The organism is Streptomyces nidicola, assembly GCF_050106155.1.
GTDB lineage: Bacteria > Actinomycetota > Actinomycetes > Streptomycetales > Streptomycetaceae > Streptomyces.
The window spans coordinates 3115700-3138784 of sequence record NZ_JBNBPI010000001.1 but is presented as its reverse complement, the minus strand read 5'-3'; the positions used below and the strand labels follow the sequence as shown (position 1 = coordinate 3138784).

General features: G+C 67.6%; 21 protein-coding genes and 4 pseudogenes. 21 read left to right on the top strand and 4 right to left on the bottom strand.

The window, feature by feature from the left end:
• Positions 1–397 precede the first annotated feature (397 nt).
• The 8 genes and pseudogenes from ACOKM3_RS14105 (at position 398) to ACOKM3_RS14070 (ending at position 9776) form a co-directional block, all read left to right on the top strand.
• Complete coding sequence (locus ACOKM3_RS14105; protein WP_426900434.1) at positions 398–670, top strand: hypothetical protein; 273 nt, start codon at positions 398–400, stop codon at positions 668–670.
• Between the two features lie 113 nt (positions 671–783).
• Positions 784–2262: a peptide deformylase gene (locus tag ACOKM3_RS14100; RefSeq protein ID WP_426900432.1), complete on the top strand. Its 1479-nt coding sequence runs from the start codon at positions 784–786 to the stop codon at positions 2260–2262.
• A 63-nt stretch (positions 2263–2325) separates the two neighbouring features.
• Positions 2326–2949: a GIY-YIG nuclease family protein gene (locus tag ACOKM3_RS14095; protein WP_426900430.1), complete on the top strand. Its 624-nt coding sequence runs from the start codon at positions 2326–2328 to the stop codon at positions 2947–2949.
• A 392-nt stretch (positions 2950–3341) separates the two neighbouring features.
• Positions 3342–5078, top strand: a complete 1737-nt coding sequence (locus ACOKM3_RS14090) for an ATP-binding protein (RefSeq protein WP_426900428.1) — start codon at positions 3342–3344, stop codon at positions 5076–5078.
• A 162-nt stretch (positions 5079–5240) separates the two neighbouring features.
• A pseudogene (locus tag ACOKM3_RS14085) lies at positions 5241–6632 on the top strand (YifB family Mg chelatase-like AAA ATPase); the annotation flags it as partial.
• Between the two features lie 85 nt (positions 6633–6717).
• Complete coding sequence (gene dprA / locus ACOKM3_RS14080) at positions 6718–7884, top strand: DNA-processing protein DprA (RefSeq protein ID WP_426900426.1); 1167 nt, start codon at positions 6718–6720, stop codon at positions 7882–7884.
• A 351-nt stretch (positions 7885–8235) separates the two neighbouring features.
• Positions 8236–9078 carry an RNA polymerase sigma factor WhiG gene (gene whiG / locus ACOKM3_RS14075; RefSeq protein WP_267069066.1) on the top strand — a complete coding sequence of 281 codons (843 nt, stop codon included), beginning with the start codon at positions 8236–8238 and terminating at the stop codon, positions 9076–9078.
• A 140-nt stretch (positions 9079–9218) separates the two neighbouring features.
• Positions 9219–9776 carry a TetR/AcrR family transcriptional regulator gene (locus tag ACOKM3_RS14070; RefSeq protein WP_266718911.1) on the top strand — a complete coding sequence of 186 codons (558 nt, stop codon included), beginning with the start codon at positions 9219–9221 and terminating at the stop codon, positions 9774–9776.
• A gap of 50 nt (positions 9777–9826) precedes the next feature.
• On the opposite strand, the gene ACOKM3_RS14065 is transcribed toward ACOKM3_RS14070, so the two are convergent.
• Positions 9827–10372, bottom strand: coding sequence for a M23 family metallopeptidase (locus tag ACOKM3_RS14065; protein ID WP_426900424.1), 546 nt, complete (start codon positions 10370–10372; stop codon positions 9827–9829).
• A 289-nt stretch (positions 10373–10661) separates the two neighbouring features.
• Between ACOKM3_RS14065 and rpsB the strand changes: the two genes are divergently transcribed.
• The 6 genes from rpsB to ACOKM3_RS14035 all read left to right on the top strand — a co-directional run bounded on the left by rpsB (position 10662) and on the right by ACOKM3_RS14035 (position 16322).
• The gene (gene rpsB / locus ACOKM3_RS14060) at positions 10662–11573 is read left to right on the top strand and encodes a 30S ribosomal protein S2 (protein ID WP_426900422.1); all 912 of its coding nucleotides are present in this window, start codon (positions 10662–10664) and stop codon (positions 11571–11573) included.
• Between the two features lie 121 nt (positions 11574–11694).
• Positions 11695–12531, top strand: coding sequence for a translation elongation factor Ts (tsf, locus tag ACOKM3_RS14055; RefSeq protein ID WP_426900420.1), 837 nt, complete (start codon positions 11695–11697; stop codon positions 12529–12531).
• Between the two features lie 171 nt (positions 12532–12702).
• The gene (gene pyrH / locus ACOKM3_RS14050) at positions 12703–13473 is read left to right on the top strand and encodes a UMP kinase (RefSeq protein WP_426900418.1); all 771 of its coding nucleotides are present in this window, start codon (positions 12703–12705) and stop codon (positions 13471–13473) included.
• A gap of 156 nt (positions 13474–13629) precedes the next feature.
• Positions 13630–14187, top strand: coding sequence for a ribosome recycling factor (frr, locus tag ACOKM3_RS14045; protein WP_266714650.1), 558 nt, complete (start codon positions 13630–13632; stop codon positions 14185–14187).
• Positions 14188–14219: 32 nt separating this feature from the next.
• Positions 14220–15491, top strand: a complete 1272-nt coding sequence (locus ACOKM3_RS14040; RefSeq protein WP_426900415.1) for a phosphatidate cytidylyltransferase — start codon at positions 14220–14222, stop codon at positions 15489–15491.
• 174 nt (positions 15492–15665) lie between these two features.
• On the top strand, positions 15666–16322 hold the full coding sequence (locus ACOKM3_RS14035) for a YceI family protein (RefSeq protein WP_426900413.1): 657 nt from the start codon (positions 15666–15668) through the stop codon (positions 16320–16322).
• A gap of 33 nt (positions 16323–16355) precedes the next feature.
• Here the strand turns inward: ACOKM3_RS14035 and ACOKM3_RS14030 are convergent.
• Together ACOKM3_RS14030 and ACOKM3_RS14025 are read right to left on the bottom strand one after the other, a co-directional pair.
• Positions 16356–16454, bottom strand: a pseudogene (locus ACOKM3_RS14030) (threonine/serine dehydratase); the annotation flags it as partial.
• 51 nt (positions 16455–16505) lie between these two features.
• Positions 16506–16883, bottom strand: coding sequence for a VOC family protein (locus ACOKM3_RS14025; protein ID WP_426900411.1), 378 nt, complete (start codon positions 16881–16883; stop codon positions 16506–16508).
• 266 nt (positions 16884–17149) lie between these two features.
• Between ACOKM3_RS14025 and ACOKM3_RS14020 the strand changes: the two genes are divergently transcribed.
• Positions 17150–17365 carry a DUF6243 family protein gene (locus ACOKM3_RS14020; RefSeq protein ID WP_426900409.1) on the top strand — a complete coding sequence of 72 codons (216 nt, stop codon included), beginning with the start codon at positions 17150–17152 and terminating at the stop codon, positions 17363–17365.
• A 591-nt stretch (positions 17366–17956) separates the two neighbouring features.
• Here the strand turns inward: ACOKM3_RS14020 and ACOKM3_RS14015 are convergent.
• Positions 17957–18322 (bottom strand): annotated as a pseudogene (locus ACOKM3_RS14015) (tyrosine-type recombinase/integrase); the annotation flags it as partial.
• On the opposite strand from ACOKM3_RS14015, the pseudogene ACOKM3_RS14010 reads away from it, so the two are divergent.
• The 6 genes and pseudogenes from ACOKM3_RS14010 to ACOKM3_RS13985 form a co-directional block, all read left to right on the top strand.
• A pseudogene (locus tag ACOKM3_RS14010) lies at positions 18321–18494 on the top strand (NUDIX hydrolase); the annotation flags it as partial. The pseudogenes ACOKM3_RS14015 and ACOKM3_RS14010 sit on opposite strands and share 2 nt — an antisense overlap.
• Positions 18495–18957: 463 nt before the next feature.
• Positions 18958–19182 carry a hypothetical protein gene (locus tag ACOKM3_RS14005; protein ID WP_426900405.1) on the top strand — a complete coding sequence of 75 codons (225 nt, stop codon included), beginning with the start codon at positions 18958–18960 and terminating at the stop codon, positions 19180–19182.
• 895 nt (positions 19183–20077) lie between these two features.
• Positions 20078–20707 (top strand): hypothetical protein, encoded by a 630-nt coding sequence (locus tag ACOKM3_RS14000; protein ID WP_426900403.1) that lies wholly within the window; start codon positions 20078–20080, stop codon positions 20705–20707.
• Positions 20708–20731: 24 nt separating this feature from the next.
• Complete coding sequence (locus ACOKM3_RS13995; protein WP_426900401.1) at positions 20732–21034, top strand: hypothetical protein; 303 nt, start codon at positions 20732–20734, stop codon at positions 21032–21034.
• Complete coding sequence (locus ACOKM3_RS13990) at positions 21031–22332, top strand: hypothetical protein (protein WP_426900399.1); 1302 nt, start codon at positions 21031–21033, stop codon at positions 22330–22332. Before ACOKM3_RS13995 ends, ACOKM3_RS13990 begins: the two co-directional genes overlap by 4 nt.
• A complete protein-coding gene (locus ACOKM3_RS13985; RefSeq protein ID WP_426900397.1) occupies positions 22332–23024 on the top strand; it encodes a hypothetical protein in 693 nt (230 codons plus the stop codon). The genes ACOKM3_RS13990 and ACOKM3_RS13985 overlap by 1 nt, the downstream gene beginning before the upstream one ends.
• The last annotated feature ends 61 nt before the right edge of the window (positions 23025–23085 follow it).

Here is a 23085-nt window from a genome sequence, read left to right as displayed (position 1 = left end):
GAGTGCCCGCGCCTGCTGTCGAGGCGTACGCCCGGGTTCGGCGTGGCGGGGGCGGTGCAGGAGCCATCCCGTACGGCGGCTCCTTGAGTGGTTCTGTCTTGCGTCTGCGTTCTCGGCGGCTCGTGGTTAGCGCAGTTGGGCGGGTTTCCCCTGTAGGTGCGCGGCCTTCGGACCTTCCGTCTCCCTGGTCCTGCCGTGAGGCTCATCGCTCGGCTTTCGCCTTCGGCCCCGTCCTCTGTGGAGTTGTGTCGTGCTCCGGCTTCGTCGCTCTGTCAGGCGGGCGGGCCGGTGCGCCGTTGGGGACCTGGGCCTTTCGGCCCGCTCCTCTTGGCGATGCCTTGAGTGTTGCACAAGATTCGAGTCTTGCGCAACACTGGGGTCTAGATACAGTTCTCCCATGTCGAAAGAGACTGCTGAGATGCCTAAGACCGAGAATCTGACCGCCGCTGAAGTCCGGAAGCAGCTCCCAGGACTTGCCGCGCGTGTGCAACACGTCGGGCACCACATCCGCTTCTGGCGCTACCGCGATCCGCAGGGCGTGATGGTCCCCGAGGACTGGTACGAGCGCGCATGCGCGGCGCTCGGCGAGGATGCGCGCATCAACCTGGAAGCGCCGGGGGCTGCGTACAAGGGCTTTGCGCGTAAGAGCGAGGGCGACGGCGAGGCATGAGAACCGCGCTCCTTCCGGTCGGTCGGGTGATCGCGACGACCAAACCGCGGCGCGCGGCTGTGACGGAATCATGAATCCTGATCACTCACGGATCACAGGGGGAGGGACCCGCGATGGACAGCGAGCAGGCTGAAGCGTTCGTGGCTGAGCTGAAGCGGTGGCGGGATGTGCGGGGCTTCTCGCAGTCCGCGCTTGCCGCTCGGGTCGGCTACACGCCGTCGTACGTATCGAAGGTGGAGGGCGGCCAGTTGGTGCCGTCGGCCTCGTTCGCGAAGCAGGCAGACGAGGTGCTGCGTACCGGGGGCGCGATCCTCCGAGCGCACCGCGACTTGGAGAGTGCCGGCCGAATCGACGCCGTGCCGCACCAGGCGGCCGAGGAGCTCCACGCGGCGAGCCTCCTCGTCGAGCACGAGGACACGACCCTTCACTTCGACGGGAGCGTCTACCGGGCCACGCAGCGCCGCAAGCTCCGCAACGACAGCCCGGACCCGGTGACCCGCTACTTGATCCGGATCAGCGTCGACCGCTACCCGGGCAACCCGGAGCGCTCCAACGCGCACTACCGGCAGAATCCGTTGACGTGGGACGAGATCGGCCTGAGCGCCAACCTCGACGGCGAGCCCCTCCAGTGGCGCGTGAAGCACGACCGCGACGCGTTCAAAGAACTGTGGCTGCTATTCGAGAACGACGACGGTCAATACCCGCTGTACCCGGGCGAGTCGGCGTGGCTGGAGTATGAGTACACGGTCGGCGAGGACAAGTGGGGGAGCTGGTTCCAGCGGGCCGTGCGCCTGCCCACGCGCCGCCTCGGCGTCCGCCTCGACTTCCCGGCCGACCTGAAGCCCACGGTGTGGGGAACTGAGACGACGATGACGGCCGAGGCGATGCCGTTCCGGACCGCGATCCGCCGCAGCGAGGGAGAAGGTCGACGCATCTACACGTGGTCAACGGACGATCCGCCGTTGCACGCCCGCTACCGACTTGAGTGGAAGTTCCGCGCCCGCACGGGCGACGAGGAGGCCCCGCACGTCATGCAATCCGCGAGCGACCGAATGCAGGCTGTCGGCATCGTCCAGGAGGGCGATCCGATCCTGACGAAGGCGTCCCGGCCGTTCAGGTTCCCCGACGAGGCTGAGGACGCGCGCCGTGTCGTCGCCGAGCTGGTGTCGCACGCCGAGCGCGCCGCGACGGTCCACGTGTTCGGCAAGGGCATGGGAATTGCCGCGCCCCAGGTCGGTATTGACCGGGCGGCGGCGATCGTCCGCTCGACTGAGGGAGAGTTGGTCACGCTGTTCAACCCGCGGATCGTCGAGGAGTCCCCGGAGTCCGACGAGCAGTACGAGGGGTGCCTGTCGTTCTTCGACGTGCGAGGGAAGGTGCCCCGGCCGCTCGCGATCAGCGTCGAGCACCAGGACGTCGACGGCACCGAGCGCATCACCATCTTCGAGCGCGGCATGGCCCGACTCGTCGCGCACGAGGTCGACCACCTGCACGGGGTGCTGTACCGGTCGCGGATGCGTGAGGGAGTGACCCCGATCCCGGTGGCGGAGTACCGCGGCACCGGCAGCGGCTGGAACTACGAGGGTCGTTGACCCGCTCACGCGGCCCCGGCCTCGACGGGGCCGCGCGCTGTTTCTACCTTCGGAGGAAGCGCAATGACCCTGCCCAGCCAGCCCGCGGACTCCAACGCTGCCGCGACGTCGAGTCAGAAACGGCCGGCCGAAGTCGTCTACCTGGTGGGCGCTGAGGGCCTGGACCTTGTAAAGATCGGCACCACAACAGACGTCGACAGGCGGATACGTGCGATGCAGACCGGTCTACCCCTGACGCTGTCGGTGCTGTGGACGTGCGAAGGCGGGCGCGAGCTCGAACGGGCCCTTCACGGCGAGTTCCGGGCGCAGAACCGGCGAGGCGAATGGTTTGACCTCGTCAGCCTCGGTGATCCAGTCGCGGTTGTGAGCGAGGCAGTCCGGAGGCTTGCGCCGTCTCTAGGGCTCCCCGTCCCGCCGCCGTACGCCTCACCGGACCTGACTCAAAAGCCGGTAGCTCCCATGATCCCGGGGTGCGTTCGCCTTGAGCGTGAGCTGTCAGCCCGGACCCTGACTTGGTACGAATGCGAGGACTTTGGGCTTCCGTCCGCCGCGATCAAGCCGGTGACGGTGTACCGCACTATCCAGTACGGCGCCGGAGGTGAAGTCCTGGCCGTGACGCAGACGCTCGTAGGTGAGAAGCACGAGCAGCCCGAGGGCTTTGAGTTCCCGGTGAGGCCGAGCGACTGATCGTGGCCAGCCAGCCTCCGCCCAGGCGAATTGGGTGGGGCGCTGTTCGTAGGAGCTTCGGTGGCTCAAGCGCGACGAAACTCCCACGCTGGTCGTGCGGTGGCGTCACGCTACTTTCGCGGCCTGAACTGGGCGAGCAGGGCTACCACCGTTGCGGCTCCGGATATAGCGGCCCCCACTTTGGGTGCCTGGAGCGACAGGACGGCGACGAGGACTCCGATCGTCAGGAGGGCTGCGAGGCGTCGGTTGATCTGGTCCATCAGAACCTTCTCTCTGTGAGGCCAACGGGTTCGTGAACCAGCGTGGGATCGGCACGGAAGCGCCTGACAGATCCAGGACAAGGCGTGACGGCACCCGGACAGGGGAAGCCAGGACGGAACAGTGTCTGACACGTGCTGACGGCCAAGAGTGCGGATCTAGAAGCGAGTTGCTGGACCCCTTTTGACAGCACGTCGCTGAGGGGGGAAGTGATGGCAGTTGCCCAACCTTGGAAGAAGCCTGGGCTCGATGGGTATCCGCACCTGAAGAAGCTGAACGACGAGCTCCACTCCATGAGGTTCGAGGCCGGGCTTCCCTCGGCGCGAACGATACGAAATCACATCGGACGGGACGCACAGGAGTACTGGATCGTGAACCATCAGGCGATCCTCAATGCCTTTCAGCAGCCTGACCTCCCCGACCTTGGTCGTCTTGAGCTCATCGTTGCCGCTCTGGCCGAAGTCGCCCGATGCGACGATGTCCCCAGCGAACTCAATCGGTTCAAGAGCCTGTGGAAGCGAGCCGTGACGGAGACGGTTTCTCAAGCTTCGGTGGACCCACAGTCGGATGCTGAGACCGACTCTGGCAGTGGCACAGAGGGCAAACCCGTCCAGGATGTACCGGAGCAAGCTACGGAATCCAACGGTGAGAAGGAACAGGGAGAGTCGGGTGCGAAGGGGGTACGTGCTGACGAGGATCAAGCCGCGGAATTCAACTACGCGCAAGAGTCACTGAAGGGCTTGATCATCAACGCATCTCAGGCGCTTTGGGATGACAAGGATGCGTTGAGGGTCTTCCTGGGAGTCGTTCGCCGCAGCTCTGGCTTCTCCAGATTGGCCGATGCTGCGGAGGAGCGTCGGCCGGCCAATGCCACGTTCTACGGTGTGAAGAGCAGAGAGTTCGAGAACGAGCGTTCACCGGCAGGGCTCGAACTCGTCACGCTGCATCGGCGCCTCGACGAGCACCGGGTGAAGCGCAAATGGTCCTTCACGGATCTGGAGAACCAGACAGGTGTTTCGGCAGGTGATTGGATCCGCTGGTACACCCATGATGAGCTGCCCAGCCGCGAGGCAGTCGTAGCGTTCTCTCACGCGATTCATCTGATGCTGGAAGAGCACGTGTTGTTGCTCGGGCTCTGGGAAGCGGCTCACGATGCGCTGGAGGTCGAGGCTCGCTGCGAGGACTTGCCCGATCAGGTCACCTTCGATGACGCATGGGCGCTCCGTGACGCGGCAGCTTCCAAGCTGTGGGTGCTTGCTGGGGTCGGAGGCGACCCACTGAGCGTGTACGGGCCAGACCTATCTGGAGGGACCGTTCCGGCATTCACCGTCGCCGGTCCGGCTGGCTCGGGGCGTTCCACAGCGCTGGTGACCATTGCGTGCTCGCTTCTCGCAGCAGGAACGAGGGTCGTCCTGGTCGCGCCGAAGCCTTCTCCGCTACGGGACTTGGCCAGCCGTGGGGGCGTCCTCGCTTGCTTTGAGCAGGACGACTTGGGGCATGACGAGCTGGAGGAGTTGCTCGCGCAAGCTTCCCGCGCAGAACCGGTCGTTGTCGTGATGGACGATGCGGAGTGCTTGGAGAAGTGCGACGCCAGTCGCCTGCTGGAAGCGCTGCTTCAACAGGGGGCCGCGGACGGGACTGCATTGGTTCTTGGCGGGGATGAGAAGGAACTCGGGAGCGGCTTCCGCTGGTCACGCCGAGCTAGGAAGGCTCATCGTGGACTGCTTCTGTCGCCGCGAGAGTGGCATGCGGGTGACCTGATCGGCGTCAAGATCAGTGGCTCTATCGCGGGGAGACCCCTCACGCCCGGCACAGGATGGCTCCACCTTGGCGACGGGAAACTGGTGCCTGTGACCGTGCCTCGGTGCTGAGTGGCCAGAAGTGCGAGCGGCCCGAGGGAGCCGAGTCTCGACCGTGCAGGGTGACTGATCTAGGCCAGCCAGCAGAGCCCCCGCCCGGGGAATTGGGCGGGGGCTTTGTCTGTCTGCCCCTGGCCGGGTGGAGGGCAGTGGAGGGCCGCTCTTTAAAAGAGTGCGAACTTTGGATTGGACCTCGCCGTCGCCTGTGCCGTGCTCGGCGCCGCCGAGCGGATCGACCCGAAGGCCCTCGCCGACATCGTGATGATCGGGGAGCTGGGTCTTGACGGGCGGGTGCGGCCGGTGCGGGGCGTGCTCCCGGCCGTGCTCGCGGCGGCCGACGCCGGCTACGAGCAGGTGGTGGTCCCCGAGAGCACGGCGGGCGAGGCGTCCCTCGTGCCGGGCGTATCGGTGCTCGGCGTGCGCAGCCTGCGTCAGCTCATCGCCGTGCTCACGGACGAACCGGTGCCGCAGGAGGAGGCGGACGAGCCGGGGCGCCCCGATCCACTGCTCGCCGGCCTGAGCATGCCCGGCAGCGGTGTCGGCACGGGCCTCGGCGGCTCCGCGCACGACGGACCTGGACTCGATCTCTCGGAGGTCGTCGGGCAGCTGTCCGCCCGTACGGCGATCGAGGTCGCGGCGGCGGGCGGACACCACGTGATGCTGTCCGGGCCGCCGGGCGCGGGCAAGACGATGCTCGCCGAGCGGCTGCCCGCCATCCTGCCGCCTCTCACCCGTGAGGAGGCCCTGGAGGTCACGGCGATCCACTCGGTCGCGGGAATGCTGCCGCCGGGCAAATCGATGATCGACACCGCGCCGTACTGCGCCCCGCACCACTCGGCGACCATGCAGTCCCTCGTCGGGGGCGGGCCGGGGATGGCCAGGCCGGGCGCGGTGTCGCTGTCGCACCGGGGCGTCCTGTTCCTCGACGAGGCCCCCGAGTTCAGCGGCAAGGCGCTCGACGCCCTGCGCCAGCCGCTCGAGGCGGGGCATGTGGTGATCGCGCGCAGCGCCGGGGTGGTGCGGCTGCCCGCGCGGTTCCTGATGGCGCTCGCCGCGAACCCCTGCCCCTGCGGGCAGTACCGGGCGTTGGGCGGCGAGTGCGACTGCCCGCCGGCCACGGTCCGCCGCTACCAGGCCAGGCTCTCGGGGCCGCTGCTCGACCGGGTCGACCTCCGTGTGGAGGTGGACGCCGTCACGCGCGACGCGCTGGTGGGGTACGGGCCGCGGGGCGAGAGCACCAAGGTCGTCGCGGACCGGGTGCGGGAGGCCAGGCAGCGGGCGGCGGCCCGGTTCGCGGACACCCCGTGGCGGACCAACAGCGAAGTGCCGGGCCACGCCCTGCGCACCCGCTGGCCGGCCGCGCCCGGCGCCCTCGACGAGGCGGAGCTCGACCTGGAGCGCGGCTTCCTCACCGCGCGCGGCCTCGACCGGGTGCTGCGGGTGGCCTGGACCGTGGCCGACCTTGCCGGGCGGGACCGCCCGTTCGCCCAGGACGTGGCCCTCGCGCTCCAATTGCGGACCGGGATCTCACGCGGGGTGCCGATGACGATCGGGGCGGGGTCGTGAGAGGGGGCGGGGCTGCGGTGTCCGAGTCGCCGGCCCGCTCCCTGGCTCCGCGTGGGGCGTCGGCGTTGAGGGAGGGCGGGGCGTGATGGGGGTGGAAGCGGGTGACGACGTGCGGCTCGCGCGGGTGCGGCTGACGCGGATCGTGGAGCCGGGCTGGGAGGCGGCCGGGCAGTGGCTGCGGGAGTTCGGGGCTGTGGAGACGGTGCGGCGCATCGAGGCGGGCGAGACGGGTGAGCCCTTGCCCCGGGTGCGGTCCGGGCGCTGGGCGGGCCTTGTCGCACGGGCAGCGGACGCGCCGCCCGCCGAGCGGGATCTGGCGCGGGCCGCGGCGGCCGGGGCGCGGTTCGTGTGTCCCGGGGACGCCGAGTGGCCGGGGCAGTTGGACGACCTGGGGGACGGGCGGCCGATCGGGCTCTGGGTGCGGGGCGGGCCGAGCCTGCGGATGTGGGCGCTGCGTTCGGTGGCCGTGGTGGGCGCGCGGGCCTGCACGGACTACGGGGTGCGGATGGGCGCGAGCCTCGGGGCCGGGCTCGCCGAGCGGGGCTGGGTGGTGGTCTCGGGCGGGGCCTACGGGGTCGACGCCGCCGCGCACCGTGGGGCGCTAGGGGCGACCGGGGCGACGGTGGCCGTGCTCGCCTGCGGCATCGACCGGATCTATCCGCGGGGGCACGCCCAGTTGATCGACCGGGTCGCGGAACAGGGACTCGTGATCGGGGAGTTGCCGCCCGGGGACCATCCGACGCCCAGCCGGTTCATCCTGCGGAACAGGGTGATCGCCGCGCTCACCAGAGGCACCGTCGTGGTGGAGGCGGCCTATCGCAGCGGAGCGCTGGGCACGGTCCGTTGGGCGCAGCGCCTCGGGCGGCACGCGATGGGCGTTCCGGGGCCCGTGACCAGCAGCGTCTCCGCGGGAGTGCATGAACTGCTGCGCAAGGAGGCGGTGCTGGTGACCGATGCGGCGGAAGTCGTGGAGCTGGTCGGGGAGATGGGCGAGCTCGCGCCCGAGCGCCGTGGGCCGGTGCTGCCGCGCGATCTGCTGCCACCCGGTGCGGCAAGGGTGCTCGCCGCGCTGCCCGCGCGCGGGGTGTGCAGCGTCGCCGAGGCCGGCCGCGGGGCGGGGACGAGTCGGGACGAGACGATCGGGAGGTTGTACGAACTGCGCTCTTTGGGGTTCGTCGAACGACACGGCGAGGGCTGGCAGTTGACACGCCAGGCGATCGAATCGGTCTTTCCCGGAGGGGAGCTGTTCTGACGCCGTGCGTTGCGCCGTCCGGATGACACCCCGATGACCTTGGCAATTCCGGCAGTTGACGCTCCGTCGCGATCGGCCGGGGCGACGGAACCGGCCACGCGAGTCGACGAAGGGAACGTATCTGCGCAACGACGATCTCCTACCCTTCGCACACTGCGACGCTCCAGTCACGCTACGCTCACCAGGATCCGGGTTTCGTCCCCTCCATCCGGAATCAGGTGGGTAGCTCGGTACCAGTCATCACCAGACGGGCAACACGGCATCTTCACAGGCAGAGCGATCACAGCGACCAGTACGTCAAGCACCCTCGGTTTCCTGGGTACGCAGCAGCAGAACGGCACAAGGCGGCGCATGCCACAACACACCTCAGGGTCCGACCGGGCGGCGGTACCCCCCGCCGCGCGCGGCTCCAGCGTGCGGCCTCCGGCTCCCTCCTCCCTCGAGGAGCTGTGGAGGTCGTACAAGGCGACGGGCGACGAGCGGCTGCGGGAGCAGCTGATCCTGCACTACTCGCCGCTGGTGAAATATGTGGCGGGCCGGGTCAGCGTGGGGCTGCCGCCCAATGTGGAGCAGGCGGACTTCGTCTCGTCCGGGGTCTTCGGGCTCATCGACGCGATCGAGAAGTTCGACATCGAGCGGGAGATCAAGTTCGAGACGTACGCGATCACCCGGATCCGCGGCGCGATGATCGACGAACTGCGCGCGCTCGACTGGATTCCCCGGTCCGTGCGGCAGAAGGCGCGCAACGTGGAGCGCGCCTACGCCACCCTCGAGGCCCAGCTGCGGCGCACTCCTTCGGAGAGCGAGGTGGCCGCGGAGATGGGGGTCGCGCTCGAGGAACTGCACGCGGTTTTCAGTCAGTTGTCGCTGGCGAACGTGGTGGCGCTGGAGGAGCTGCTGCACGTCGGCAGTGAGGGCGGCAGCGACCGGCTCAGCGTCCTGGACACGCTCGAGGACCACGCCGCGGACAATCCGGTGGAGGTCGCGGAGGACCGGGAGCTGCGGCGCTTCCTGGCGCGGGCGATCAATACGCTGCCGGAGCGCGAGAAGACCGTCGTCACGCTCTACTACTACGAGGGCCTGACGCTGGCGGAGATCGGCAATGTGCTCGGCGTCACGGAGAGCCGGGTCAGCCAGATCCACACGAAGTCCGTGCTGCAGCTGCGGGCGAAGCTGGCGAGTTTCGGGCGCTGAGAGCGGTGCGACCCTGCGGTGCGGCGAATCGTGCCTGCCGTGTGCCTGCCTCCGGTCGGGGGTCCGTGAAGCCCCACCGACTCCCGTCGCGGGCCGCATCTTCGTAAAGTGGAGACGTGCCTAGGATTCGAGCGGCCTCCGTGGCCGAGCACCGGTCGATGCAGCGCGGCGCCCTTCTGGACGCGGCGCGTTCCCTGCTGTCCGAGGGCGGGACGGACGCGCTGACGTTTCCCGCGCTTGCGGAGCGGACGGGGCTCGCGCGCTCGTCCGTCTATGAGTACTTCAAGTCGCGCGCGGCCGTGGTCGAGGAGCTGTGCGAGGTCGACTTTCCGGTGTGGGCCGCGGAGGTCGAGGCCGGGATGGCGCGGGCCGAGGCGCCCGAGGGCAAGGTCGAGGCGTATGTGCGGGAGCAGTTGGCGCTGGTGGGGGACCGGCGGCACCGTGCGGTCGTCGCCATCTCCGCGAGTGAGCTGGACGCCGGGGCGCGGGAGAAGATCCGGGCCGCGCACGGCGGGCTCGTCGCGATGATCGTCGAGGCGCTCGAGCAGATGGGGCACGCGCAGCCCCGGCTCGCCGCGATGCTGGTCCAGGGTGTGGTGGACGCGGCCGTGCGCAGGATCGAACTGGGAGCCGCGGAGGAGCCCGGCGTGATCGTGGACGCGGCCGTGGGGATGGCACTGCGCGGCGTCCGCGGCTGAGTGTCCGGCTCGGCCGACGAGTCCCCCCCCCCCCCGGTTGCGCGCCCGGCTCAGCCGAAGAGCGCGCCCGGCCACTTCCACCCCCACACCGGCAGCAGCCTCGAAGGCCTCCCGCGGATCAGTGACGGGTCCAGGAGTGTCAGGGGGTTCAGGTACGTGTCGCCGCGGAGTAGGCCCCAGTGCAGGCAGGAGGGGGAGACGGGTGGGCAGTGGCCCGTGGGGAGTTGGAGGGTGCCCACCACCTCGCCGGCCGTGACCTCCTCGCCCTTGCGGACCGCCGGCGTCACCGGTTCGTACGTCGTGCGCAGCGGCGGGTCGCCGGTGTCCGGGAGCTCCAGGGACACCACGCCCCTGCCCGCGATCTCGCCCGCGAAGAAGACCCGGCCGTCGGTCACCGCGCGTACGGGGGCATCGATGGGGGCCGCCAGGTCGACGCCGCGGTGGCCGGGACCGTAGGGCGTCGCCGGAGGCGCCCAGGAGCGGACCACCGTGGGCCGCTCGCCCACCGGCCACAGGCGGGCGTCCCCCGCTCGTGCCGAGGAGGGGAGGGCCAGCAGCACGAGCAGCGCGACCGTCACCGTGAGTAGTTTTCGCATGGTGCTCAGGTTCCACCGCGGAGCGGCCCCGCGGGGATCATGGCCGGGAAACGTGGACTACCGAACGGTTGTGGACAGCGGCGTCACCCGGTACCTCGCGGGTCCCGTACACTTCATGTGGCGATCCGGCCCACCGGATCGACTTCGCACGCCCCGACACCGGGCCTCACAGGCTTCGTGTCAGTGGCCTATCGGTCCCGTACGACCGCCTCGCAAGAGCGCGAGCGTACGCGGCAGGCACACGCAGTGGGCGTCAGGAAACAACCGAGAAAACACAAGGAGTACGGCCATGGCCGTCGTCACGATGCGGGAGCTGCTGGAAAGCGGCGTCCACTTCGGTCACCAGACCCGTCGTTGGAACCCGAAGATGAAGCGCTTCATCTTCACGGAGCGCAACGGCATCTACATCATCGACCTTCTCCAGTCGCTGTCGTACATCGACCGCGCCTACGAGTTCGTCAAGGAGACCGTTGCCCACGGCGGCACGGTCATGTTCGTCGGTACGAAGAAGCAGGCGCAGGAAGCGATCGCCGAGCAGGCGACCCGCGTCGGCATGCCCTACGTGAACCAGCGCTGGCTGGGCGGCATGCTCACCAACTTCTCGACCGTCTACAAGCGTCTGCAGCGCCTCAAGGAGCTCGAGCAGATCGACTTCGAGGACGTCGCCGCGTCCGGTCTCACCAAGAAGGAGCTTCTCGTGCTCTCGCGCGAGAAGGCCAAGCTGGAGAAGACCCTCGGCGGTATCCGCGAGATGTCCAAGGTTCCCAGCGCCGTCTGGATCGTGGACACCAAGAAGGAGCACATCGCTGTCGGCGAGGCCCGGAAGCTCAACATCCCGGTCGTCGCGATCCTCGACACGAACTGTGACCCCGACGAGGTCGACTACAAGATCCCGGGCAACGACGACGCGATCCGCTCCGTCACCCTGCTCACCCGCGTGATCGCCGACGCCGTCGCCGAGGGCCTCATCGCCCGCTCCGGCGTCGCCACGGGCGACCAGAAGCCGGGCGAGAAGGCCGCCGGCGAGCCCCTCGCCGAGTGGGAGCGCGACCTGCTCGAGGGCGAGAAGAAGGCCGACGACAAGGCCGAGGCCAAGCCCGCCGAGGACGCCGACAAGGCCGAGGAGAAGGCTCCGGAGGCTCCGGCCGCCGAGGCTGCCGCCCCCGCCGAGGCCCCGGCCGCGGACGCCGAGCAGGCCTGACCCGTACGGGATTCGGTTTCATGAGGTGACGGCGGGGGTCGATTACGACCCCCGCCTTCACCCGTGACCGTCACCTTCGTTCTCACACTGCTTCAGACTTCGTAGAGAGAAAACCAGGATCATGGCGAACTACACCGCCGCTGACGTCAAGAAGCTCCGCGAGCTCACGGGCGCCGGCATGATGGACTGCAAGAAGGCGCTCGACGAGGCCGACGGCAGCGTCGACAAGGCCGTCGAGGCCCTGCGCATCAAGGGCCAGAAGGGCGTCGCCAAGCGCGAGGGCCGTTCCGCCGAGAACGGCGCGGTCGTCTCCCTCATCGCCGACGACAACACCTCCGGTGTCATCGTCGAGCTGAAGTGCGAGACGGACTTCGTCGCCAAGAGCCCGAAGTTCCAGGCCGTCGCCGACCAGCTGGTCGCCCACGTCGCCAAGACGTCCCCGGCCGACCTCGAGGCGCTGCTCGCGTCCGAGATCGAGGCCGGCAAGACCGTCCAGGCCTTCGTCGACGAGGCCAACGCCAACCTCGGCGAGAAGATCGTCCTGGACCGCTTCGCGCAGTTCTCGGGCGCGTACGTCTCCGCCTACATGCACCGCACCATGCCCGACCTGCCCCCGCAGATCGGTGTTCTGGTCGAGCTGGACAAGGCCGACGCCGAGCTGGCCAAGGGCATCGCGCAGCACATCGCCGCCTTCGCGCCGAAGTACCTCACCCGTGAGGACGTTCCGGCCGAGATCGTCGAGTCCGAGCGCCGCGTCGCCGAGGAGACCACGCGCGCCGAGGGCAAGCCGGAGGCCGCGCTCCCGAAGATCGTCGAGGGTCGCGTCAACGGCTTCTTCAAGGAGGCCACGCTGCTCGGTCAGCCGTACGCCCTCGACAACAAGAAGTCCGTCGAGAAGGTCCTCCAGGAGGCCGGTGTCACCCTGAAGCGCTTCTCGCGCATCAAGGTCGGCATCTGAGTCCGTACCGCGCCAGACGCGAGACCCCGCTAGGGTCGACAGCAGTCGTTCGGGAACGCGCCGGACGACCGCAGTTGTGACGAGGAGGCCATTGCCGCGCATGGGATGCGAACCACCCCACCGGCAATGGCCTTCTTCGTATGTGTGCCAAGCAAAAGAGGCGAGAATCCCATGACCACCACCCAGGCCGACAACGGTGACAAGAGCGACGAAGGCAAAGGCGCGGGGCGCTTTCTGCTGAAGCTTTCCGGCGAGGCGTTCGCCGGGGGCGGGGGTCTGGGCGTCGACCCCGACGTGGTGCACGCCATTGCCCGTGAGATCGCGGCCGTCGTACGCGAGGGCTGGCAGCTCGCCGTCGTCATCGGCGGCGGCAACTTCTTCCGCGGCGCCGAACTGCAGCAGCGCGGCATGGACCGCGCCCGCAGCGACTACATGGGCATGCTCGGCACGGTCATGAACTGCCTGGCCCTCCAGGACTTCCTGGAGAAGGAGGGCATCGACTGCCGCGTGCAGACCGCCATCACCATGGGGCAGGTCGCCGAGCCGTACATCCCGCTGCGCGCCGTACGCCACCTGGAGAAGGGCCGCGTCGTGATCTTCGGCGCCGGTATGGGCATGCCGTACTTCTCCACCGACACCACCGCCGCGCAGCGCGCCCTGGAGATCGACGCCCAGGCGCTGCTCATGGGCAAGAACGGTGTCGACGGCGTCTACGACTCGGACCCGAAGACCAACCCCGAGGCCGTGAAGTTCGACGGGCTCAGCTATGGCGAGGTCATCACGCGCGACCTGAAGGTCGCCGACATGACCGCGATCACCCTGTGCCGCGACAACAAGCTGCCGATCCTCGTCTTCGAGCTCATCACGTCGGGCAATATCGCCCGTGCGGTCAAGGGTGAGAAGATCGGGACCCTTGTGGGCGAGCAGGGCACCCGCGCCTGACACCCTCCCGTCCCCCTGGGAACCCCGTGTCCTCGAAGGTTCCCTGAGGGATGGACAATGTCCTGCCGGTCGGACACCGTGCAGGAAAGACACGCGACGCAGCCGACCGCGCCCCCGTGCCGGCCGGGCCTCACTCAAGACACGCAGGAGCAAGTGGTGATCGAAGAGACCCTCCTCGAGGCCGAGGAGAAGATGGAGAAGGCCGTCGTCGTCGCCAAGGAGGACTTCGCCGCGATCCGCACAGGCCGTGCGCACCCGGCGATGTTCAACAAGATCGTGGCTGACTACTACGGCGCCCTTACGCCGATCAATCAGCTGGCCTCGTTCTCGGTGCCCGAGCCGCGGATGGCCGTGGTGACCCCGTTCGACAAGAGCGCGCTGCGCAACATCGAGCAGGCGATCCGCGACTCCGACCTCGGCGTCAACCCGAGCAACGACGGCAGCATCATTCGTGTGACGTTCCCCGAGCTGACCGAGGAGCGCCGCAAGGAGTACATCAAGGTCGCCAAGGCCAAGGCCGAGGACGCCAAGGTCTCCATCCGCTCCGTGCGCCGCAAGGCCAAGGACACGATCGACAAGGCGATCAAGGACGGCGACATCGGCGAGGACGAGGGCCGTCGCGGCGAGAAGGAACTGGACGACACCACCACGAAGTACGTGGCCCAGGTCGACGAGCTGCTCAAGCACAAGGAAGCCGAGCTGCTCGAAGTCTGAGCGAGCGCGGAAGATCGAGGTTCGAGGAATCCGTGAACGACTCTTCCTGGGGTGCGCCGACCGGGCCCGGACACCGTGGCCCGACGCCCGGACATCGGGGCCCGAGCGACGGCCAAGGGTCCGCCCCTGGTCAGGGGCCCGCGTACGGGCAGGTGCCGGCGTACGGCCAAGGGCCGTCGTACAACCAAGGACCGTCGTACGACCACGGGCGCGCTCCGGCGGGTCCCGCGTACGAACGGCACGCGGTCGATGAGACTCGGCCCATGCCCATCGTGCCCGATATGCCTGATACGCCTTCTGGTGACGGAAGGGGCGACGACCAGGACGACCGGGGGGCCGCTCGGCTGAGTGGTCCCTTGTTCCGCGACGAGGCGCCGGACCGGCCGGAGTCGGCCGGGCGGCACTCGGGGCCCGCGGAGCCCGCCCGGTCCGGGGAGCCTTCGGGGGCCGCGGAGCCTTCGGGGTCCTCGCAGCCCGAACCGCCCAAGAAGAAGAGTGCGGGCCGGGACCTCGGGGCCGCCATAGGTGTCGGCGTCGGGCTCGGCGCGGTGATCATCGCTTCGCTCTTCATCGTCAAGGCCGTGTTCGTCGGCGTGATAGCGGTCGCCGTCGTCGTGGGCCTGTGGGAGCTGACCTCGCGGCTCGAGGAGCGCAAGGGCATCAGGGCGCCGCTCGTGCCGCTCGCCGTCGGCGGCGCGGCCATGGTGGTGGCCGGGTACGTACGGGGCGCCGAGGGCGCCTGGGTGGCGATGGCGCTGACCGCGCTCGCGGTCCTCGTGTGGCGGATGACGGAGCCGCCCGAGGGGTACCTGAAGGACGTCACGGCGGGGGTCTTCGCGGCCTTCTACGTGCCGTTCCTCGCGACCTTCGTGGCGATGATGCTCACCGCGGACGACGGGGCGTGGCGGGTGCTCACGTTCCTCATCCTGACGGTCGTCAGCGACACCGGGGCGTACGCGGTCGGCTGGCGCTTCGGCAAGCACAAGCTCGCGCCGCGCATCAGCCCCGGCAAGACCCGCGAGGGCCTGGTGGGCGCCGTGTCGTTCGCCATGGTGGCGGGCGTGCTGTGCATGCAGTTCCTGGTGGACGACGGCACGTGGTGGCAGGGCCTCGTCATGGGCGCCCTCGTCGCGGCCAGCGCGACCCTCGGTGACCTCGGCGAGTCCATGATCAAGCGGGACCTCGGGATCAAGGACATGGGAACGCTGCTGCCGGGCCACGGCGGGATCATGGACCGGCTCGACTCGCTGCTGCCGACGGCCCCGGTCGTCTGGCTGCTCCTGGTCCTGTTCGTCGGTTCCTAGGGCACGCCCCTTCGTAAGACCCCGCGAAAGCCCCGTGAGAGCCCCCGTCCGTAACCGGACGGGGGCTCTCCGTATGTGCTTGGACGAGACTTGTGAAGACCTGTTCGCGAAGGTGGGCGGGTTCGTTGAGGGGGGCTTGCGGGTGTTCTTTACGCTCAAGTAACAACATGCCTCATGAACATTTTCGGTCGCAGCTTCTCATCCCGGCGCGCAGAGGGATCCGCTGCTCCGGGGGCCGCCGGCACCGCGGTACTGCCCGACCCGGCCGGTCACGACCCCTCCATGGCGGCGCTCACCGGCAGCTGGATGGTCGACCCCGCGCACAGCAGGATCGGGTTCTCCGTCCGGCACGCCATGGTGACGACCGTGCGCGGCGCCTTCGCGGAGTACCAGAGCCGCCTCTACTTCGACGGTGCCGACCCGTCCCGCTCCTCCGCCGAGCTCGTCCTCGCCACGGCGAGTGTCGACACCGGGGTCGAGCAGCGGGACGCCCACGTGGTGGGCCGTGACTTCCTGAACGCCTCCCAGTACCCGCGGATGACCTTCAAGAGCACCGCCGTGGAACTGGTGGGCGACGACGTCTACCGGATGCACGGCGACCTCACCATCAAGGACATCGCCCGCCCCGTCGTCCTCGAACTCACCTACATCGGCTTCGTCACGGACGCCTTCGGCGACGAACGCGTCGGCTTCGACGGCACCACCACGATCAACCGCACCGACTGGGGCCTGACGTACAACGCCCGCCTCGCCCAGGGCGGCAACATGGTCAGCGAAAAGGTCCGCCTCCAGTTCGACATCGCGGCCATCCGTACGCCGTCGGGGCGCTGAGGCGGCCGTCCTCGCCGGCGCGTGCCAGCACGTGGCGGGCAGCAGGCACCCGGCGGCGGGCTCGGCCCAGCCCTTCGCGTGGTCGGCCAGGTCGAGGGTGCCCTGGACCGCTTCGGTATCGGTCGCCGTGAGGTCATGCGAGGACCTCTCATCCTCTCCACCGCGTTCCGGCCGGCGTCGTCGCTACGTCGCGGGGCCGGTACTCGGTGGTGGAACGAAGACACAGAACTCGTTACCTTCCGGGTCGGCGACGACGACCCAGCGGAATCCGTGTTCGCTCTGTTCTTCAGAGATCTTTTGGGCGCCGACCTGTTTCAGGCGATCGACCTCGGCGTCCAGGTCTTCGGTGCCGAAGTCGAGGTCGAGATGCATCCGGTTCTTGCCCTGCTTCGGTTCCGGGACCTGCTGCAGGAGAAGCGTCGGTGCCGACGCGGGACCGACCAAGCTCAGATAGGGGAACCCGTCGAAACCGCGCCGATAGTCCAGCGGGGCGAGCGCGGCGAGCCAGAACTCCGCCTGCGCCTCGATGTCAAGACAGTCCAGTGTCACGACGATCTGCATGGCGAAACGCTAGGGGACCGGGTCCGCCTTGACGATCCGATTTCGGCAGCAGACGTAAGGGGGGCTCCCGGGGGCCTGGTCGGCGTCGGTGGACCGAAAAGGCTGGTGCGCGGGGGCGGCGGAACCGGGTAACGTCCTTGTCATGTTCTTCCAGACGCCGATTTACGAGTGAGAGCGTGACGGGCCTCTGCCGACGTCCTTCGACATCGCCGCCCGTCCCCCACCGATGAATCCGTAGATACTTCACATCACCGCCGGGAGAACCCGTGACCGACAGCAAGAACATCAACAACCCCGTGGGCCAGGGCGGCGGCCAGCGCAAGAAGCAGTCCCGCGCCGAACGCCAGAACAACGGTCCGCACCGCAACCTCGACCGCCGGCGCGCAGCCGACCAGAAGGCGGAGCTGGTGCGCAAGATGCGCGAGAAGACAGGCGCAGCCGAGGGCACCGGGCAGGCGGGCGACGACACCGCACAGAGCTGACGCACCACCGGCACCGCATGAGGCAGGGCCCGGACCGCGACACATGGTCCGGGCCCTGCCCCTGACGGCCCCAGGTCACCCCGATTCGTCTGCGACACTAGAAGCGCTATGCCTAAGCCCGGAGAACTGATGGTCCCCGGGTACTGAAAAGCCCCCTACCAGCGATTTTGTCGCCGATAGGGGGCTGCGTTCATTGTGCTGGGCCGTCTGTGGGCCGTGGCCAGGCGAGTCCTGGCTCCGTCTGGACACTGTCACTGGACGGGCGCTCGGACTCGGTCGCTCTCAGGTGACGGCGCCATACGTACCTTTGATTGATCAGCGACATGACCCAGACCAGCACTGGGGCTGACGAGGTCACGATCTGCCCCGCCTGGGCCCCATCGATGATGTCCCAAGCCAGAAGCACGGTGGACAGGAAGAGCATCGGCCAGAGAAGCCGGGGGGAGCGCTGGATGACCCAGGCCGCATATGGTGGGAGAACATGAGTTGAGGCCTTCGCGCCTCGGCGCATGTCACTCACCGCTTTCCCTGCCGTCGTGGCTGCTCGAACATCGTGCGGCTGGCGACCGTACATGAGTGGACCATCAGGCGCTAACGGTGATGGAACACCCGGTCCACGGCGGTCCGAGTGCGCTCCTGGCTCGACGGCATCAGGTGCGCGTACACGCGGAGCGTCAGTGCCGGGTCGGTGTGGCCGAGGTACTGGCTCACGGCCTTGATGCTCTCTCCGGCGTCCAGGAGTACGGACGCGTAGAAGTGCCTCAGCGCGTGCATGCCGTGCTCGCGAGCCGACACGTACCTCCCGTCGAGTCCGGCGTCCGGGATGAGGCCAGCGAGCGCCAGAGCGGGCTTCCAGACATGGGTGTTGAAGTTGCTGCGCCACACGATCCCGTTCGCCTCGTTCGTGAACAGGAGATGGGCCGTCACCTTCTGGCCGTCCGGCTTCCGCCATGGCAGTGGCGGCGAGGAGCGCACGTCGAGCGAGTCCACGGCCGTGGAGTGGCTGACGCCCGACGAGGTCAGCGAGTACATGTCCGAGGCCTACTCGGTCCGGCTCCTGGATGCCCTGGACGGGGCAGGCCCGCACGTCCGAAGCCATGACGGCAAGTGGCTGACACCAGCGCGATAGAACTTTCTCTACTTCATCAAGTCCCGGCTGCGCTCCGCTCCGCCGGGCGGGCTCCCGGCTCCGTTGCCCTTCGCGCTCATGCCTTCGGCCCGCGCTACGGGCGCTGCGCCGACGCGCGCCCCCAGGTGGTTAGGCCGGGATCATGAGTCGAGCACCCGACGCACCCCCGGCCACGGTCAAAGACGATGCCTCCGGCGGGGGATCGGCCGGCACCGGGGCCGGGGGGCAGTACTGCCGGGTGCGGATCCGAGGGTGGTTGCGAGGAGCTCCCATCCCGTCCACCGTCGACCCAGGCAAAGCCGAGCAGACATGGCCCCTGGTGTCCAGGTCGTTCGTACAGTGGCGCGCTCCACCTGGACACCAGGGGCCATGCCCGCTCCACTGCGTGTGGGTCGACGGCGGACGGGATGGGAGCTTGGCTTGGGTAGTGGGTTGAGTCGGTATGAGGAGTAACGTCGTTGACGTGACCCTTCAAGGGCAAGTAGGTAAGAGGCTCGAAGCGATGCAACGAGCTATTGCCGCCGAGCAGTACGCGGACCGCTGCCTGGCTCAATCCGCCGATCACCTAGCCGCCGCAGAAGTCGGCAACTTCGACTTCAATTCACGCATGAGCGTCGTGTATCTCGGCATGGCCGGGGTGCATCAATCTGCCGCCATCAAGCAGCGTCACGCAGCAACCATCCTCTAAGCGGCTCTGTCAAGAGCGCCTGCACCGGCTGACATCAGCGGCTGACACCAACAAGCGCGAACGACGCCGATCAACGCCGAACCTCAGCGGCAGGCGAACCGGGGTGCAGGGGACGTTCATTGAGGTCGAGAGGGCCCCTCGATCGACCTGATAAGGATGAGGCCACAGGTTCAGATCCTGTTAGCCCCACCAGTGCAAAGACCCTCACCGATCATGGTGGGGGGCTTTTACGTCTACGGCTGACATCAGCCGATGAGTGGATCTTCCAGCAGCTCCGCGAGCATCGCGACCGTTTCACGAGTCGATCGAAGGTCCGCGAGAAGCCCACCGGATCGAGCACACCGCCATGCTCAGACGAGAGAAAGATCAGGTTTTGGTCGGGAGTTGGGTTGAGTGGTGGGCTGAGTCAGCGGCTTGTCGATCGAGCAGCACGGACGATCACGGGAACACTTCGACGGCAGCAAGCGGCGGGGCGGCCACTCCAGTAGACGGCCCCACGTGCCGCGAAGGCCTTCCGGTCGCGGGATGAACGACAGTCCCGACCGCGGGCATCGGCCTCGCCAGGAGTGACCATGCACAGAAGCTCATACGCCATCGCCTTCGTACTGTTCGCCCTGACCGCCAGCCAAGCCGCGCCAGCCGTCGCCGACTCACCAACTGCCCACGAACGACAGCAGGAGTACCGCCCCGAGGAAGGAAAGGAGAGGAAGCTCGGGGCCGTCGTGCCGGTCCAGGCGGACCCGCGGATGCCGCGCTGCAGAGGCCATCTTGCAATCTGAATCCCAGTAGCAACGTCCCATGCAGAGAAGGGGGGGGGCTCCTCAGTGAGTCCCCCTCTCTGCAGATTCGTTACGATGCCTGAACTCTGCCGTCATCGCTCGGAGACCACATCCCGATGCATATAGCCGATAGCCCTTACGCCGCGCCGTCCGGGGGCGATATCGACCCGGACTTCCTCTGGTGGGTCGCGCTGGGAGTGGGCGTGCTGCTTCTCCTGAACCTCTTGATCGCGGTGGCGACGCGCCTGAAGCGCAAGAAGGTGCCGGCCGAGCAGCTCCGTGAGGAGCTGCGCAGGGAAATCCAGAGCGGAGTGCCCAACGTACGTGGCCACATTCGCGCCGATCCGTCCCGGTACCCGGGAATCTCCGCTGCGGAGGCCGAAGCTATCGCAGACGCGGAGGGGTTCGTCAGGCAGACCCACGGGGCCAAGGGGAGGTGGCTCTTCCTTCGTAGAGACCGGAAATCCGAACCTGCGGCAGATCTTCCCTCTTGGGAACGAGCGCCAGTCGACGACGTCCAAGCGCGGCGCGAGAAGCTCTTGGTACGTGGCACTCTCTGCGCAGTTCCGGGAGTTCCTATCGCTATCTGGCTCACGCTGACATGGCTCAGCGGAGGCCCCTCGGTGAAATCATCAGCAGATGTGTGCTTTTACGTCGTTGCGCATGTCGTGGGTCTGATTTTTCTTACAGGAACCTTTGTTTCGTTCAAACGGTATTTCAAGGCACCTCAGTACCGCCGTCGCTAGACATTAAAAGAAACGGAGGTAGGCGTGGCCGACTTCACGGTTAGTCTCGATGAATTGCGCAAGCTGAAGAGGAAGCTTGAGGACAGCGAAACTCAACTCGACGAAGCGATGCGCCGGATGGAAGAGACGGGGCCGAAGAATCTGGGTAAGCGGGTTCTGGACAAGGCCTGTGAGGACTTCGAGGAGAGCTGGGAGCACGGTCTGAGCGAGACGAGAAAGCGAATCAAGGTGCTCAACGAGGCTCTGCCCGCCATCATTAAGTCGTACGAGCATACCGAACATGAGATCAAGGGTGCATTCGACAAAACTGGAAAGGGTGCGAAGTGAGCGACGACTGGAGCGGTCTCGGCTGGAACCCGACTCCTGGCCACCCTCACTTGGCAACCAACCTGTCGAGCAATCTGCTACATACTGCTGAAACTCTTCAGGCTACCTACGAACTGCTGGATTCCCTTTCCAAAGAGGGTTCCTGGTGGACGGGGGAGGCTGCCAAGGCGTTCGCCGAGAAGGTGACAGACCTTCCTGACTACCTCATGCGGGCGCACGAATCTCTGAAGGCAGCGGGCAGCGACATATCCAAGTGGAGTGACAGCCTTCACGACTTGAAGGTCAAAGCTCGTCACTACGAGGCGGATGCCGAAGAGGAGCGAAAGAATGTCGCGCGGGCGGAGCGCGACTACGAGGCAGCCCGGAACGACCCGGCCTTGGACCTGGTTGGCAGGACGTTTGCGGACCAGGGTGAACTCGACGAAGCTCAGGCTCGGTTGGACGCTGCCAGCAGTCGGTTGGAGAGTGCCAGCAAGACCTTGGACGGCGCACGGAGCCGACTCCAGAGCTTGATTGACGATGCCAAGGTGCTGGAGAACCAGCACGGGGATCGAGCGCAGGAGTACGCCGACGCGATCCGTAAGCACGCGAGCGATCACGCTCCCGAAGGCGGGGCCTGGGAGAAGTTCAAGGACTGGTGGGATGCGCACGGCGGTGATCTGCTGACCATCGCGGCCACGGTCGTCGGTATCGCCGCGATCTTCTGCCCTGTACTTGCCCCCATCGCCATCGGCCTCAGTCTTGCTGCGGCGGCCCAGCACGCCAACCAGTACATCAAGAGCGGCAAGGACATGTGGCCGCCGACGTCGAAGAACATGAGCGAGTGGGCCACACTCGGCGGTGACCTGCTGGGCGCTGTCCCGGGCGTGGGCCCGGCCGTCAAGGGAACTAAGGCAGCCATCAGCGCGGGCAAGGCCTCCTTCGGCGCGGCGCGTGGCGCCGGAGCGTTGGCCCGGACCGGAACGACCGTGTCGCAGGCGGTCAAGAGCGGTGGAGAGGCCTTCAACTGGGCAGCGAAAGCGGCAGACCCGTCCAACCCGATCATCGCCAAGCCCGTCGAGTGGGCCGCTGGAAAGCTCGGTTCGTCGCAGGCTGCCGGGGTGATGGCCGCCGACGTGGCACAGTCGGTCGTGACCGCGGGCCTTGCCGTGCCCACGGCCATTACCCTGCACCCCGACTACAGCGACCAATGGGCGACGCCTGCCACGAACGGAACCATTGCGAATGACGGCGTCGTAGCAGGCGGAACGGCGGTTGACCCCGTCAAGAAGATCTTCTCCGTGGTCAAGGCCCTGTGATGGCCCAAGCAACGGAATCGATCGACACTGATGAACTGCTGCCGCTCTGGTACACGCTGCCGGAGGGTTTCTATCCGGTCGACCTCTCGGCCGATGCCGAAGAGCGTCTGGAGTCCAACTACGCCACGATGGCCGAGCTCTGCCCCGAAGCCGCGACCGAACAGTTGGTCGCCAGCGTCCTCAGCTTCGAGGCGGCCCTGGGCAAGCTGGTCGAGGACGGGCTGGTTCACTTCAGTTCCTTCGCCCTGCGGACGGATGACGACCTGCTGCTTACAGGAATCTGCCAGATTTCCGTGACCGACCGCCCTGCTGGAGACCCCAATCTCTACCCGCGCAGCGCACTGCGGTCACACCCGGACCAACCGGATACGTACAAGGCTGTCGTCCCGCTACCGGTGGGGCTCGCTGCGGCAGTAGTGGCGGATCAGGCCATTTCAGTGCCGGGAGTGTTCTTCGGCGTCGAAGGGGAGAGCACGTCAGCGGTCCGAACGGTCACGTTCTACATAGCCTTTCCTCAGATTCCGCAGGCGGTGGTGGTCTCCCTCTCCACAGAGGACTTCGAGGCGGAGGAGGAGTTCCTGGAACTGGCCACGTTGGTGGCTGCCGGCATCTCCTTCACACCTCCGAAGCGGGACCTTGCCCCGGAGACGGGCAGAGAGGGCACTGCCCTTGAAAGGAGCCCCTTCGGATAATCGAAGGGGTGACCGCGCCCCCGAGGAACACGTACTTGGCGGCGGACATGATTGAAGCGGA